15 protein-coding genes and 1 rRNA gene are annotated in these 15,400 nt (G+C 34.7%); 8 read left to right on the plus strand and 8 right to left on the minus strand.

Annotated elements, in window-relative coordinates; genetic code table 11:
• Positions 1–81: ribosomal RNA gene (gene rrf, locus FVB9532_RS16510) — 5S ribosomal RNA — on the plus strand; the annotation flags it as partial.
• Between the two features lie 302 nt (positions 82–383).
• Positions 384–2,831, plus strand: a complete 2,448-nt coding sequence (lon, locus tag FVB9532_RS16515; RefSeq protein ID WP_150546396.1) for an endopeptidase La — start codon at positions 384–386, stop codon at positions 2,829–2,831.
• A gap of 132 nt (positions 2,832–2,963) precedes the next feature.
• Here the strand turns inward: lon and FVB9532_RS16520 are convergent, their stop codons facing one another.
• From FVB9532_RS16520 to FVB9532_RS16550, 7 genes are all read right to left on the minus strand, one after another.
• Positions 2,964–3,503 carry a hypothetical protein gene (locus FVB9532_RS16520; RefSeq protein ID WP_150546292.1) on the minus strand — a complete coding sequence of 180 codons (540 nt, stop codon included), beginning with the start codon at positions 3,501–3,503 and terminating at the stop codon, positions 2,964–2,966.
• A gap of 88 nt (positions 3,504–3,591) precedes the next feature.
• Positions 3,592–4,620 (minus strand): hypothetical protein, encoded by a 1,029-nt coding sequence (locus FVB9532_RS16525; RefSeq protein WP_150546293.1) that lies wholly within the window; start codon positions 4,618–4,620, stop codon positions 3,592–3,594.
• 258 nt (positions 4,621–4,878) lie between these two features.
• On the minus strand, positions 4,879–5,706 hold the full coding sequence (locus FVB9532_RS16530; protein ID WP_150546294.1) for a hypothetical protein: 828 nt from the start codon (positions 5,704–5,706) through the stop codon (positions 4,879–4,881).
• 193 nt (positions 5,707–5,899) lie between these two features.
• Positions 5,900–6,289 (minus strand): hypothetical protein, encoded by a 390-nt coding sequence (locus tag FVB9532_RS16535; RefSeq protein WP_150546295.1) that lies wholly within the window; start codon positions 6,287–6,289, stop codon positions 5,900–5,902.
• A 55-nt stretch (positions 6,290–6,344) separates the two neighbouring features.
• A complete protein-coding gene (locus FVB9532_RS16540) occupies positions 6,345–6,815 on the minus strand; it encodes a hypothetical protein (protein ID WP_150546296.1) in 471 nt (156 codons plus the stop codon).
• A gap of 62 nt (positions 6,816–6,877) precedes the next feature.
• On the minus strand, positions 6,878–7,600 hold the full coding sequence (locus FVB9532_RS16545) for a hypothetical protein (protein WP_150546297.1): 723 nt from the start codon (positions 7,598–7,600) through the stop codon (positions 6,878–6,880).
• 72 nt (positions 7,601–7,672) lie between these two features.
• Positions 7,673–8,077, minus strand: a complete 405-nt coding sequence (locus tag FVB9532_RS16550) for a hypothetical protein (RefSeq protein WP_150546298.1) — start codon at positions 8,075–8,077, stop codon at positions 7,673–7,675.
• Positions 8,078–8,325: 248 nt separating this feature from the next.
• On the opposite strand from FVB9532_RS16550, the gene FVB9532_RS16555 reads away from it, so the two are divergent.
• From FVB9532_RS16555 to FVB9532_RS16580, 6 genes are all read left to right on the plus strand, one after another.
• On the plus strand, positions 8,326–9,864 hold the full coding sequence (locus tag FVB9532_RS16555) for a YifB family Mg chelatase-like AAA ATPase (protein WP_150546299.1): 1,539 nt from the start codon (positions 8,326–8,328) through the stop codon (positions 9,862–9,864).
• Positions 9,865–9,871: 7 nt separating this feature from the next.
• A complete protein-coding gene (locus FVB9532_RS16560) occupies positions 9,872–11,029 on the plus strand; it encodes a DUF2891 domain-containing protein (RefSeq protein ID WP_150546300.1) in 1,158 nt (385 codons plus the stop codon).
• Positions 11,030–11,504: 475 nt separating this feature from the next.
• Entirely contained in the window at positions 11,505–12,236 is a 732-nt protein-coding gene (pxpA, locus tag FVB9532_RS16565) for a 5-oxoprolinase subunit PxpA (RefSeq protein WP_150546301.1), read from the plus strand.
• 3 nt (positions 12,237–12,239) lie between these two features.
• A complete protein-coding gene (gene pxpB / locus FVB9532_RS16570; protein ID WP_150546302.1) occupies positions 12,240–12,974 on the plus strand; it encodes a 5-oxoprolinase subunit PxpB in 735 nt (244 codons plus the stop codon).
• On the plus strand, positions 12,964–13,824 hold the full coding sequence (locus tag FVB9532_RS16575) for a 5-oxoprolinase subunit C family protein (RefSeq protein ID WP_150546303.1): 861 nt from the start codon (positions 12,964–12,966) through the stop codon (positions 13,822–13,824). Before pxpB ends, FVB9532_RS16575 begins: the two co-directional genes overlap by 11 nt.
• Positions 13,814–14,488, plus strand: a complete 675-nt coding sequence (locus FVB9532_RS16580) for a GDSL-type esterase/lipase family protein (RefSeq protein ID WP_150546304.1) — start codon at positions 13,814–13,816, stop codon at positions 14,486–14,488. The genes FVB9532_RS16575 and FVB9532_RS16580 overlap by 11 nt, the downstream gene beginning before the upstream one ends.
• Positions 14,489–14,698: 210 nt before the next feature.
• Here FVB9532_RS16580 and FVB9532_RS16585 read toward each other — a convergent pair whose 3' ends face one another.
• Positions 14,699–15,394 carry an RluA family pseudouridine synthase gene (locus tag FVB9532_RS16585; protein WP_150546305.1) on the minus strand — a complete coding sequence of 232 codons (696 nt, stop codon included), beginning with the start codon at positions 15,392–15,394 and terminating at the stop codon, positions 14,699–14,701.
• Positions 15,395–15,400: the final 6 nt, after the last annotated feature.

The following is a 15,400-nucleotide window of genomic DNA, read 5'->3' on the forward strand; positions in this document are numbered from 1 at the left end:
CTTTCCATTCCGAACAGGGAAGTTAAGCCCGTTAGCGCAGATGGTACTGCTTTACCGTGGGAGAGTATGTCGCCGCCTTCTTTTACAAGGCCCTTCACTTTATAGTGAAGGGCCTTTTTTTTGTTTAGATATTACGTAGGTACCGGTTACTTTTGGCATAATGTGTACTCGACAATTCCTGAAAACCATTCCTATTAAAAAGAGAAAGAAATAAAAAAGCTTTTGTCGAGTTGTGAAAGGAAACAACAGCTATTGAAGATATTCTTTGGCATAGGAATTGAACTTCTAAGACACTACAGAAAGAAAAGATCTTTCTTTGTTTAATTGTAGTAAAATCATTTCAAATGGCTAGTAATTACTGCCATTTTGACGAAAATATATATATGAGTAAATCAAACTTTTTCAATATTGACAACTTGTCATTGCAAGGAATTAATGAGGATGCAGATTTAATACCATTAATGACTCCTGAGGATGAAGAAGAAATAAATAGAGAAGAACTTCCTGAAGTTTTGCCTATTCTACCTTTAAAAAATACTGTTTTATTTCCTGGAGTAGTTATACCTATAACGGCAGGTAGAGATGCTTCTATAAAGTTGATCAACGATGCCAATAATGGTGATAAGACTATTGGTGTAGTTGCACAGAAAGACAGTAATATAGAAAACCCTGAAGGAAAAGACTTACATCAATTAGGAGTGGTGGCTAAGATTTTACGGGTTTTAAAAATGCCAGATGGTAATACCACGGTTATTATTCAAGGAAAAAAGCGTTTTCAAATTAATGAAGTTATAGAAACGGAGCCTTATATAAAAGCTTCAGTAAGTTCTATGAACGAAGTTAAGCCCGCGACTGAAAGTGAAGAATTCTTAGCGATTTTAGAATCTATTAAAGATTTGGCTTTACAAATCATTAAAGATAGCCCAACTATACCTTCTGAAGCTTCTTTTGCTATTAAAAATATAGAAAGTCATTCCTTTTTAATCAATTTCATTTCTTCTAACATGAATCTCACTGTAGAAGAAAAGCAGAGTTTGTTAGAAATGAATGATCTTAAAGAGCGTGCCCTTTCTACCTTAAAGTTTATGAATATGGAGTTTCAGAAACTGGAACTTCGAAATAATATTCAATCGAAGGTACAAAGTGATATGAGTCAGCAGCAGCGGGAGTATTTTCTTCATCAGCAGTTAAAAACTATCCAAGAGGAATTAGGAGGAGTTTCAGATGAAGGGGAGATAGAAGATATGCGTAAGCGTGCTAAAAAGAAAAACTGGGATAAGGATATAAAGAAGCATTTTGAAAAAGAGCTTTTTAAAATGCAGCGAATGAATCCTCAAGTTGCTGAATATTCTATTCAACGAAATTATTTAGATTTATTTCTAGACTTACCTTGGAATAAATTCAGTAAAGATAAATTTGATTTAAAAAGAGCCAAGAAAATTTTAGATCGTGATCATTATGGTCTAGAAGAAGTAAAACGAAGAATCATAGAATATCTTGCGGTACTTAAACTTCGTAATGATATGAAGTCTCCTATTTTATGTTTATATGGTCCTCCGGGAGTTGGAAAAACTTCATTAGGAAAATCTATTGCTGAAGCTTTAGGAAGAGAGTATGTAAGAATTTCTTTGGGAGGTTTGCGTGATGAAGCTGAAATTAGAGGTCATCGTAAAACGTATATAGGAGCGATGCCGGGTAGAATTATTCAAAGTTTGAAGAAGGCCGGAACCAGCAACCCTGTGTTTGTATTGGATGAAATCGATAAATTAGGAAACAGTCATCAAGGCGATCCTTCTTCTGCTTTATTGGAAGTTTTAGACCCTGAGCAGAATAGTGATTTTCACGATAATTTCTTAGAAATGGGCTTCGACCTTTCTAAAGTTATGTTCATCGCGACTTCTAATAGTTTAAACACTATTCAACCTGCTTTAAGAGATCGTATGGAAATCATCAATATGACCGGTTATACGATTGAGGAAAAGGTTGAGATAGCTAAACAACATTTACTTCCTAAGCAAATAAAGGAACATGGGGTTACTTCAAAAGATATCAAGTTAGGGAAAGTTCAGCTTGAAAAAATTATAGAAGGTTATACCCGTGAATCAGGAGTTCGTAGTTTAGAAAAGCAATTGGCTAAAGTAGTCAGGTATGTTGCCAAGAATATTGCTATGGAAGAGGAATATAATGTGAAGATTTCCAATGAAGATATTCTTAAAATATTAGGCCCGGCAAGAGAAGCCAATAAATATGAAAATAACGATGTAGCCGGCGTAGTTACAGGTTTGGCTTGGACACGTGTTGGTGGTGACATATTATTTATAGAATCTATTTTATCGAAGGGGAAAGGTAATTTAAATATTACCGGAAATCTAGGTAAAGTAATGAAGGAATCTGCTACCATTGCGATGGAATATATTAAAGCAAATGCAGATGAATTTGGGATCGATTCAGATATTTTTGATAAATATAATGTTCATATCCACGTTCCTGAAGGTGCCACTCCTAAAGATGGCCCAAGTGCCGGGATTACCATGTTAACCTCTCTTGTTTCTTTATTTACACAGAAAAAAGTAAAGAAGAATCTTGCGATGACGGGAGAGATTACCCTTCGTGGAAAAGTATTACCGGTAGGTGGAATCAAAGAAAAGATTCTAGCGGCCAAGAGAGCCAGAATTAAAGAAATTATTCTTTGTGAAGAGAATAGGAAAGATATAGAAGAAATTAAAGAAGATTATTTAAAAGGTCTTACCTTTCATTATGTAAGTGAAATGAAAGATGTTTTAAAGTTTGCGCTTACCAATCAAAAGGTAAAGAATGCAAAGAAGTTCTAATCTAAAACGATAACTACTAAAAAAGCCACTGAATATTATTTCAGTGGCTTTTTGTTTTTAGAGAAATATAGCATTAAACTTTATTTTATGTGGTTTAATCACAGTAATTAGCTCTATGGGAATGATCTATTTTTAGATACAACTTAAAATAAATCCGCCACTCAAAAGTACAAGTGAAGAAATAAGAAAAGCTTTTTTAGATTGGTAAATAGCTATTATTAAATGCCAACAGTAGAGGTATATAAATATTGGGATCAAGAAAGCTACATAGGGAAAGTCTTTTTCGAGACTTAACTCAACCCCGGCAAAAAACCAAAGCAATCTTAAAGAAAATAGCAGCGTTCCAAATAAAATCCAAATGGAGTTTACTTGTGCCATTCTTAACTGCTGTGTTTTTCTTCGATGAGTTGCCCAAGGTTTACTCATCCATACATATGTAGTATAACAAAAAGCAAAACTCATCGAGGTAAAACCGATTAAATAATTATAGTAAGTACTAATTTGATAGCCTAAACTCCATTCGTCAATATACGTTCCTAAATTAGAAAACTGTAAAGACAACCGAAACAAAGCATTAAAAACCAAACTAAACCCAATCCACACCACAGTTCCCCCATAAAATCTAAATGGACCTATTTCATTGGTGGAAAATTTGGGTTTAAAGTTTTGCAATATTTGCTAATATATTGTCTGAAGATTAGAAAATATAAATTTACATCTCACTTTAGTAAAGTGCTATACGCAAACCAATACTCATTATTTATTTCTGCTCCAGTTTTTCTAATCTATTTTGTAATTCTAAAAGTTTTTCATTCAACAATTTTAGTTTTTTAATCTCCTCGTCTTGATCTTCAATCTTCTTCTCTTGTTGAATGGTATAAAGCGTTAACTCCTCTATTTTTTGAAGTAATTTAGCATCCATTTCTCCTAGGAAAATGCCATTTTCTTCAACTTCTTTGGCACTTGGGATATCTTTTAAATGTCCTTTTTCTTTAATATGATTATCCACTTCTTGAAGCGAGGGAAGCTCATATTCTTTATTGAAAACAAAATCTGACCAACCTGTTTCTACTTTTACTTCTTTGGCTCTCACTTTCCCATTGACAGCCAATTTCCAGTTTCCAGGGCTTACAGTTCCAATTCCTACATTTCCATTAGATTGGATAACCATTTTTTCAGAACCAGGAGTTCCATTATATTCGGTGTAGAATCGGTGATTTCCTCGGCTAAAGTAGTCTAGATCATTGATACTTACACCAAAACCAAAATAACTATTCTCTTCTCCGGAACACAATGTGATTTTATTGGGGTATATAGAAGGGTCAGAATAATCAGATCCAAGATCAAGTTTGCTTTTAGGTGAAGTAGTCCCAATTCCAATATTTTCATTTACATATAACGATTTGGCCTTCCAATCAATATCTTGTTTATTGGCATTTGCGCTTGTATAAAACGTTTCCCAATTACTCCAACCTTGATTATTATATAATCCTAATCTTATTTTGGGAGCATTCCCACCATGATATTCACTGTAAGGAAAATATAGCTGGAAGACACCTCCATCTTGAGGGTTGTTATTGTTAATAATACCACCACCAGCGAGTACCGTTCCATAGCTGGGAAAACCATAATCGGCATGTTTTACAAAGGATAATTGTAGTTTGCTATTGAAAGTTTTAGGTTCATCAGAAGCATACCATGAATAATTGCTTAATGAGTTGATTTGAGTTTGCGCTTTTAAACCCAAGGAAAAAATTAACAACAAAACGAAGAATATCTTTTTTTTCATAATTTTAGTAAATTCATTATACTAGACAAATATAATTTTTTTCATATAGATTTCTAATCAAAAAGCAGTAGAGGTGTAGAAAAAATAAAATCAGGCCCTTTCACAATTCCCCCATAAAATCTAAATGGACCTATTTCGTTGGTGGGAAATTTGGGTTTAAAGTTTTGCAATATTTGCTAATGTATTGTCTGAAGATTAGAAAATATAAATTTATATCTCACTTTAGTAAAGTGCTATACACAAACCGATACTCATTATTTATTTCTGCTCCAGTTTTTCTAATCTATTTTGTAATTCTAAAAGTTTTTCATTTAACAGCTTTAATTTTTTGATTTCTTTGTATTGTTGTTCAATCTTCTTTTCTTGCTGAATTTTATAAAGCGTTAAGTTTTCAATCTTCTTCTCTTGTTGAATTGTATAAAGTGTTAACTCCTCTATTTTTTGAAGTAATTTAGCATCCATTTCTCCTAGAAAAATGCCATTTTCTTCAACTTCTTTGGCACTTGGGATATCTTTTAAGTGTCCTTTTTGTTTAATGTGGTTTTCCACTTCTTGAAGCGAGGGAAGCTCATATTCTTTATTGAAAACAAAATCTGACCAACCTGTTTCTACTTTTACTTCTTTGGCTCTCACTTTCCCATTGACAGCCAATTTCCAGCTTCCAGGGCTTACAGTCCCAATTCCAATATTTTCATTTACATATAACGATTTGGCCTTCCAATCAATATCTTCTTTATTGGCATTTGCGCTTGTATAAAACGTTTCCCAATTACTCCACCCTTTATTATTATATAATCCTAATCTTATTTTGGGAGCATTCCCCCCATAATATTCATTGTAAGGAAAATATAGCTGGAAGACACCTCCATCTTGAGAGGTACTATAACTACCACCAGCAAGTACCGTTCCATAGTTGGGAAAACCATAATCTCCATGTTTTACAAAGGATAATTGTAATTTCTTGCTGAAAGTTTTAGGTTCATCAGAAGCATACCATGAATAATTGCTTAATGAGTTGATTTGGGTTTGCGCTTTTACACCCAAGGAAAAAATTAACAACAAAACGAAGAATATCTTTTTTTTCATAATTTTTAGTAAATTCATTATACTAGACAAATATAATTTTTTAATATAGATTTCTAATCAAAAAGCAGTAGATATATCGAAAAAATAAACCCAATAAATACCACAATCCCCCCATAAAATCTAAATGGACTTATTTCGTTGATGGAAAATTTGGGCTTGAGGGTTGGCAATGCAGAAAGTTTAATAGAAGGTTTTATTGTTTTATAAATTTTCCTTCGCTAATTGTGACATGTAAATCATCTCGGTATATAAATTCATAAACCTTATCATTGATTTTTTCAAATGTATAAAACGGATGCTGTTTATTTAGTAATTTTTGTAATTCAGTAAAATTTGTTTCATCGACCTCTTTCTTTTCTAAAACTAAGTAACAGTCTTCGTTTTTCTCAATAGTATATTCAACGTTCTCATCTAAATCAATATATATAAATTTATTGTTCTTTATTTTAAAATAGAATTTAGGATATTTTTCGAAACCTTCATCATATTCTACTTTATATTTTCCATTAGGTAAAACACAATCTTGTGAAAATACTCCAGTATACATGAGAAGTAATAGGATTAAAGTTAGTAGTTTTTTCATTTCAAATTGTTATGATGTAATCAATTATTGTGTGGCTTTGTCTATAAAAAGTTTCTTAACACCATTCAATGATTTGTTTATCAAAGTTAATTATCGGAATACCTGTACAGCCCCCAATTTCATCAGCATTTTTGTCTTTATAATGAGTTGACAAAATCCACTTTCCACTTTTATGCTTTAGTACTATTCCTTTAAAAATAGTTTTTCCGCCAGTCAGGTTGGTCGTTTCGTCTTGAGTGATAATGATGTTATTTTCTTTCATCAATACATGACAAGTTTTGTTTGGCATTTTACCTTCAAACTCGGTGAAATAAATTTCATATTTAAATTGACCTTGAGGAATTGAATCAGCAATTGTTATTGTTTGCTTATTAACGAATTCCTCTTTAGGGGAATTTGCCGGTTCATTAAACCCTAAAGCATCAGAGGTTTCTCCTAAAAATTGACTTGCAATAATTCCAAATCCTAGAATTAATATCCAAATAAATGCTAAAACTTTAAATGATATGTTTAAAAATTTTTTCAAAAATTTCGTTACAATTTATATTCAGTCATTTTTAAAACTAAAAATATAGTTTGTTGTTAACTTTATTCTATAAAAATAGGTTTATAAAATGCAAATTCTTTAGTAAGCAATTTTGAGCCTGTTGAATCTTTTGCGCCATAAAATGTTGCAAGAGATTGAATTATAACTTCTCCTCTTATATAATAACTACCACGTTTTGGTTTGTCTTTAAAATAGATAGGGCAATGCAGTGTATCACTAAAGTTATGGGCTTCAGTAAAAGAAGAGTCACTTTGTTTTATATTAAGTTCTTTGTTACATTTACTTTTAGTTTTAAAAAGTTGAGTATATATCTTCATAAATCTATAATCATTTTTACCTCTAATAATTGTATCGGGTAATTTAAAGTGATAACTAAAAGTATCTACAACTACATTTTTGTGAATAGTGTCAGGAAAATAAAAATAATCAGATGTCTGTTTTGTTTCCTTTTTTGAGTTTTTAGCTTTGAAAATTTCTCTACAATTCACAAATAAATCTTTATTGTTTTCTGCTATTTCATCAATACTTTTACTTTCTAATTCTTTGTCAGAATATTTTTCGATTAAATTACTGATTAAACACTCACAAACTTTTTTTGAATTTGATTGGTTCAATTTCGGCAGGGATTTATGCATACAGCCAATCATTAAAGATTTTTGAAAAGCAGTATTACCAAATGATAAATTATATCTGTAGTAAAGCAATACGATTAAAGATATAATTGTAACGATAAGAAAAATTAAAATGTAAAGTTTTTTTTTCATTATAATTAACAGAATATCTATTTTAATTAATACTAATTATTTTAAGTTAAGCAAACAGCTACAGTTATTACTCTACTCCTTCTTAGAATCATCATCCCAATACTCATCCCCCATGTTATCGGTAAAATGTAAACCTTGATGCTCTTCTTCGCACCAAACTTTTTGATGATCTACATACTGACAATAAATAGCGTTTGATGGACTTATAATGTCGTAGAGGGTATGTGTCTTAAAAGTATATTTTTCTAAACGATTTATTTTTTTGTTTTTTAATTGTACTGATTGCTTATCAATCACCAATAAAACAGAATCTTTCTGCATAAGGGCTTGAGCGAGGTAATAATTTTTAGTAGAATCAATTTTATAGATATCATAAACCCGCTCTTTTTTATGCTCTTTATAGAAAGCATAACGAGGCTGTCCTATACAAAGCGATGTAAAACAGAAAAAAACTAAAAACGGAAAATGGGGTTTCATTGTGTAAGTTTTGATTTTTTTTCAATACCTATATTTCTTTTAAATTGACTAATCATATCCCTCCAAATATAACCCTTTTTTATAATACATTCCTCAACCAGCCAGTAATCCTACAAAACCCATTCAATTAAAAAATAGCCAGAAAACACCTTAACTCCTTCCTAATTTTTTAGGATTTTTCTTAATACTTCCCAAAGAAGGAAGCTCTTAACAAATAAATTTTTATTTTTAAGAAAATTACTAATTACATGCTCGTAAAAGTTTATGGGAGTGCGGTTTTTGGGGTAGAAGCCACCACCATTACCGTAGAAGTAAATGTAGATAAAGGCATAGGTTACCACTTGGTAGGTTTGCCCGATAATGCCATTCGGGAGAGCAGTTACCGCATCGCCGCAGCTTTACAGAACAACAGTTACAAACTGCCCGGTAAGAAGATCACCATTAATATGGCCCCTGCCGATCTAAGAAAAGAAGGCTCGGCATACGATCTTACCTTGGCACTAGGTATTTTAAGCGCTTCTTCCCAGATTAAAGCACCTCATATTGAAGACTATTTAATTATGGGAGAACTTTCCTTAGATGGAAGTTTACAGCCCATTAAAGGGGCTTTGCCCATTGCCATCAAAGCGCAGGAAGAAGGATTCAAAGGCTTTATACTGCCCAAGCAAAATGCTACCGAAGCTGCCATCGTCAACGGATTGGAAGTCTATGGTGTAGAAAATATTACCGAAGTCATCGATTTTTTTGATAAAGGAGAAGCTTTAGAACGTACCGTGGTCGATACCCGAAAACAATTCTACGAAAACTTAGAACATCCCGAGTTCGACTTTGCCGATGTAAAAGGGCAGGAGTCCATTAAACGTTGTATGGAAATTGCCGCTGCCGGCGGACATAACATCATTCTCATTGGCCCACCGGGTTCAGGAAAAACCATGCTGGCCAAGCGTTTGCCCAGTATTTTGCCGCCTATGACTTTACACGAAGCCTTAGAAACTACTAAAATACATAGTGTTGTAGGAAGAACTTCCAATTTAGGAGGTTTGATGGCAGCACGGCCGTTTCGAAGTCCCCACCATACCATTTCAGATGTGGCTTTAGTGGGCGGTGGAACTTATCCACAGCCCGGGGAAATTTCACTTTCGCACAACGGCGTTTTGTTTTTAGATGAACTGCCCGAATTTAAACGTTCGGTCTTAGAAGTGATGCGTCAGCCTTTAGAAGATCGGGAAGTCACCATTTCGCGCGCGAAATTTACCGTGACTTATCCGTCCAGTTTTATGTTGGTGGCGAGTATGAACCCAAGTCCGGGTGGGTATTTTAACGATCCCGATGCGCCGGTCACCTCGTCTCCTGCAGAAATGCAACGCTACCTTAGTAAAATTAGCGGTCCTTTGTTAGATAGGATCGATATTCATATTGAAGTCACTCCCGTTCCCTTCGAGAAACTAAGTGAAGGCCGAAAAGGGGAGAGCAGCGTGGTGATTAGAGAACGCGTTACCGAAGCAAGAAAAATTCAAACCAATCGATTTAAAAATTTAAAAAACGTACATTACAACGCTCAAATGGGCGTGAAGCAAATTCGGGAATTTTGCGGATTGGACGAAGCCTCTAAACAATTGCTGAAAACGGCGATGGAGCGTTTAAACCTTTCAGCAAGGGCTTACGATCGAATCTTAAAAGTTTCGCGAACCATCGCCGATTTGGAAAATTCAGAAAAAATAACAGGAAACCACATTAGTGAAGCCATTCAGTACCGAAGCTTAGATCGCGACGGATGGCTTGGATAAATAGATTATGAAAAAGATACTACTTTTAAGTTTAGGAATTGCTTTATGTGCTTGCAAAGACAAGAGAGATACCAATATTGAACCAGCCAATGAGCTGAAAGAAGAAGATACCAGTATTGTAGAAGAAATTAAGGAAGAATTAATGCCCTTGGAAGATTTGCAGTTTAGCTTAACTCAAGCCAATAAATTGGTAAAACTGCCTTTGGAATGCATCAGTACCAAATATCCTTACCGACCGGGGTTCACCTTAACTTCTGAAAAAGATTTGCAAACGCCAGATACCCTTCATCCTGCATTTTACGGATGTTTCGACTGGCATTCTGCCGTACACGCACATTGGTCGTTAGTAAGTTTATTAAAACAATTTCCCGATTTAGATAAAAAAGAAGAAATTAAAGAACAGTTACAACAACACCTTTCTAAAGAAAACATTCAGCAAGAATTAAAATATTTTAAAAAGAAGCATAACAAATCTTTTGAGCGTACCTATGGTTGGGCTTGGTTGTTGAAACTTTCAGAAGAATTGCATACTTGGAATGATTCTTTGGCGAGACCTTTAGAAGAAAACCTTCAACCCTTGACCAATCAGATTGTGGAAAATTATATGGAATTTTTACCAAAACTGAATTATCCCATTCGTGTGGGAGAACACGAGAATACTGCTTTTGGGATGACGTTCGCCTACGATTATGCCAAAACGATGAACAATGAAAAGTTGATGAATTTGATTACTACCCGCGCCAAAGATTTTTATTTATCAGATGATGACTGTCCTTTGGGCTGGGAACCTAGCGGTTTTGACTTTTTATCACCTTGTTTGGAAGAAGTCGATTTGATGCAACGTGTGTTGGCCGAGCAAACCTTTAAAATGTGGTTAAAAGATTTTATGCCACAACTCATGAGCAAAGATTTTGAACTCACACCCGGAGAGGTTTCCGATAGGACCGATGGAAAACTCGTGCATTTAGATGGATTAAATTATAGTCGGGCTTGGGTGTTTTACCACTTAGCGAACAAATATAAAGACGATTTTAAACACTTAAAACCAATTGGCGACCAACACGTTTCCCATTCTTTAAAAGACCTTTTTGGAGACTCTTACGAAGGCGGTCACTGGTTAGGAACCTTTTCCATCTATGCCTTAAGTCAACGGGAAAACAATTAGTATTTTAAAATTATCATTTCAAGTGAAGTTTTACAAGTCATTTCGATTGATTTTGGGTAGCGATAGCGAACCAAAATTGTATCGAGAAGTACCTCTTGTCACCAGCAGGCGGAGTTGATAGCTATTTTGAACTGACTTGAAGTTTTTTGAATTTTTCGAAATAAATACTGTTAGTCCACTTCAGGTGATTTTAGATAGCGATAGCGAACCACAATTGTATCGAGAATTTTTTTAAAGTTAAAGGAAATTGTTCTCGATACATTTTCCTTTCACTTCGTTACGGGAAACCACTCGAACAGGCCATTATATTTTCTTGTCAGCTCGAGTTTGCCACACCAATAAGCAGACGGAGTAGAGAGGTATTCAACTTGAATCTGCCTAAAACAAAATTAAAGGCTTACGCTGCTTTTAAGCAATCAAATTATTTTAGAATCGATATATTAGCAAAGCAAGTCAATAAGAAAAAATAAACTTTATGAACACCATAGACTTCAACTGTGACTTAGCCGAAGGTGGCGCTTTTGATGCTGAACTTATGCCTTTAATCTCTTCGTGCAACATTGCCTGCGGCGGTCACTATGGAAATGAAGAAAGTATCACTACCGCTGTACAACTGGCCTTGGCCAATCAAGTGAATATTGGCGCTCATCCTTCTTATCCCGATCAAGAAAACTTCGGAAGGAAGTCGATGGATATTTCCTCCGTAGCACTAAAAAGTACGCTTAAAAGCCAAATTTTAGCCGTTAAAACAATTACCGAAAGGCTAGGGGGGAAGTTACATCATGTAAAACCTCACGGAGCACTTTACAACGAAATTGCTAAAGATGAAGAAAAGGCCAACTTGGTGATGGAAGTCGTAAAAGAAATAGATGAAAACCTCATTTTATTTACCCCACCAAAATCAGTTATTGAGCGTTTGGCAAAATCTAAATTAAGCACTTGGAAAGAGGGCTTCGCCGACCGAAATTATGAAGCCGATTTTAGTCTAGTTTCCCGTTCAAAAAACAATGCTGTTTTACATGAAAAAGAAGCTGTTTTTCAGCACGTTTTTTTAATGATTTCCGAAGGGAAAATACAGGTAGAAAATGGACCTTTTTTAGAAGCAAATTTCGATACAATTTGCCTTCATAGTGATACCCGGAATTCCGTAGAAATTTTGAATTATTTGCGTGAAAAATTAGAAGCTAAACATATCAAAATAAGATAGAAAATGAAGTTTGAAAAACCCCTGATTCAACCCTTAGGAAAGCAAGCGATATTACTCTCGTGGCAAGAAAATATCGACGAAAATTTACTGTACCACCTTCTTCAGTTGAAAAACAACATCCAACAAAACTATACTAAAGTAAAGGTTGAGGTAATAAATACATATAATTCATTATTAATAAATTACAGTTCAACTATAAATAATATTTATCGTGAAATTTCAGTAGTGGAAAAGTTGATGGATTCACAGCGAAAAAAGGCGCATCTCCAATTTTACCAATTCAGCCTTCCCGTATGTTATGACCAAAAATTCGGATTGGATTTGGAAGAGCTAAGTCAACAAAATCAATTAGAGATTTCAGAAATTATTCAGTTACATACGCAGCCCAATTATACGATTTTTTTTAAAGGTTTTCTACCCGGATTTTTATACCTCGGCGGACTCGATGAAAAGCTCCATATTTCCCGAAAAAAATCCCCCCGTTTAAAGGTTGAAAAAGGAGCCGTTGGAATCGGTGAAAAACAGACCGGAATTTATCCTCAAATCTCTGCCGGCGGATGGCAACTTATTGGCAATTGTCCTGTCCCGATTTTTGAGGTTAATCAGCAAAAACCTTCCCCTTTTCAAGCCGGTGATAAATTAAAATTTGAAGCGGTAAGTATGGAAGATTATCAAACGATTCAGCAAGAAGTTAATCAAGGAACTTATCAATTAAAAAAAGAAGTGTATGAGCATTAAAGTGATACAACCGGGATTGTTAAGCAGTATTCAGGATTTTGGGAGAACCGGTTATGCACAATACGGAGTTCCGCAAAGTGGCGTTATGGATCGGTACGCTGCTAAAATTGCCAATTTACTGGTTGGTAATACCCAATATGAAGCCGTCATGGAAACTACCCTTATGGGGCCAACTTTACAATTTCAGGAAGAAATGTTGGTAGCCTTGGTTGGTTTGGAAGCCGTAGTTACTTTAAATGATGAAAAATTAGCGCTTTTAAAACCCTTTGAAGTAAAAAATGGAGATGTACTTCAACTAAAGCAAATAACGAAAGGGACAAGGCTTTATTTAGCGGTAAAAGGAGGTTTTCTTACAGAAAAGAAATTGGAAAGTAGAAGTATGTACGAACCGGTTACAAGTTCGGGGCTGTTGAGAAAAGATGATGAATTGAAAGTAGCTGAGTATAAAGGCGAGAAAGAAAAGGCTTTTGCCCATATTAAGTTTGAAGCTGAAAAATATGAATCTTCGCAATTAGAAGTTTTTCCGGGACCTGAGTTTCATCGTCTTCCGGAAGAATTAAAAGGTGAATTATTGACGAAGAAATTCAGTATTTCCAAAAACAATAGCCGGATGGCGTATCAATTAGAAGAAAAACTGGAGAATGAGCTTCCCTCTATTTTAACGCAGCCTGTATTGCCCGGGACCGTGCAGTTTACGCCCGGCGGAAATTTAATAATCCTTATGCGGGATGCCCAAACAACAGGTGGTTATCCTCGAATTTTTCAACTTACCGAAGAAAGTATCAACCTATTGGCTCAAAAAAAGCAAGGCGATGCGATTGAATTTCAATTAAAACAATATGAAAAGTAAACTAATATTCATCTTAGTATTTATGTGTACGATGGCAAAAGCACAACAAAAAGATTGGGCAAATTTGAAATTTTATTCAAAAGAGAATAAAGCTTTGAGTGAGCAAATACCTATGAATGACCACGTGGTGTTGATGGGGAATTCCATTACCCAATTCTGGAAAGACCTTCGGCCGCAGTTTTTTAGTGAACATCCATATATAGACCGAGGAATTAGCGGACAAACCACTCCGCAAATGCTATTGCGTTTTCGACAGGATGTGATTGACTTACAACCCAAAGCGGTGGTAATTTTAGCCGGAATTAATGACATTGCTGAAAATACCGGGCCTACCACAGTGGAAACTATTTTTGGGAATATTGTTTCGATGGTCGAATTAGCTCAGGCCAACAATATTCAAGTGATTTTATGTTCGGTTTTACCTGCAGCTGCTTTTCCTTGGAACCCAAACATTCATCCGAAAGAAAAAATTATTCAGTTGAATGATTTACTTTCAGCCTATACCAAAAAACACAAGCTTCCTTACGTGGATTATTACAAGGCCATGGTAATGAAAGATCTATCGTTAAATGCTGAATATGCAGAAGATGGCGTTCATCCCAATAAAAAAGGCTATGCCGTGATGGAAGCTTTGCTAGAAAATGCCATTCAGCAATTGAAATAATTTAAGTTGAATGTAAAATTTTTCAATTTCATGGAGAGCTCATGGAGTTAATTTTAAGAAAACTCGTATCGGAATATTCTCAAAATAGTAGCTTCGGTACAACAAGCTTAACCGATTTCCACTCGAATTGACGGCCTTCTATTTTCATCGTAGCCTTAGGCTTTTTTTGTCTCTTTTTTGGGTGATGTAAAAAAGAAAGTAGAATATTTTCTACTCACAAGCTTTCCAAAGCGGTTCATCAGGTAACGGAGCTACAAAAGTAATTTCTTCTTTTTGTACAGGATGTACTAAACTAAGTTTTCTGGCGTGTAAATGGATGCTGGCGTCTTTGTTACTTCTATCAAAACCATATTTTAAATCGCCCTTGATGGGACAGCCAATGGCTGATAGTTGACTACGGATTTGGTGATGTCTTCCGGTCTCTAAATCGATCTCCAGTAAAAAATAATTATCCAGCTTTTTAATGACTTGATAATGAAGAATCGCCTTTTTACTATCCGGTACTTCATTTTTATGGGCGTAAGATTTGTTTTGCTTTGGGTTGCGTTTTAAATAATGAACTAAAGTATCTTTTGATTTTGGCGGTTCATTCTTTACCAAAGCCCAATAGGTTTTAGCGGTTTTCTTTTCAGAAAATAGTTTGTTAAGCCTTGGTAAAGCTTTTGAAGTTTTAGAAAATAAAACAATTCCGGTAGTGGGACGATCTAAGCGATGAACCACCCCTAAATATACATTTCCCGGTTTGTTGTACTTTTCTTTTAAAAAGGTTTTCACAACTTCACTCAGAGGCTTGTCCCCGGTTTTATCACCTTGAACAATATCACCCGCGCGTTTATTTACCACTATCAAATGATTGTCTTCGTAGATGACTTTCAGGTTGTCTTTATGGGAATGTTCTTTTTTCACTTCAGT

The sequence above is a fragment of the Mesonia oceanica genome, assembly GCF_902499555.1.
Lineage (GTDB): Bacteria > Bacteroidota > Bacteroidia > Flavobacteriales > Flavobacteriaceae > Mesonia > Mesonia oceanica.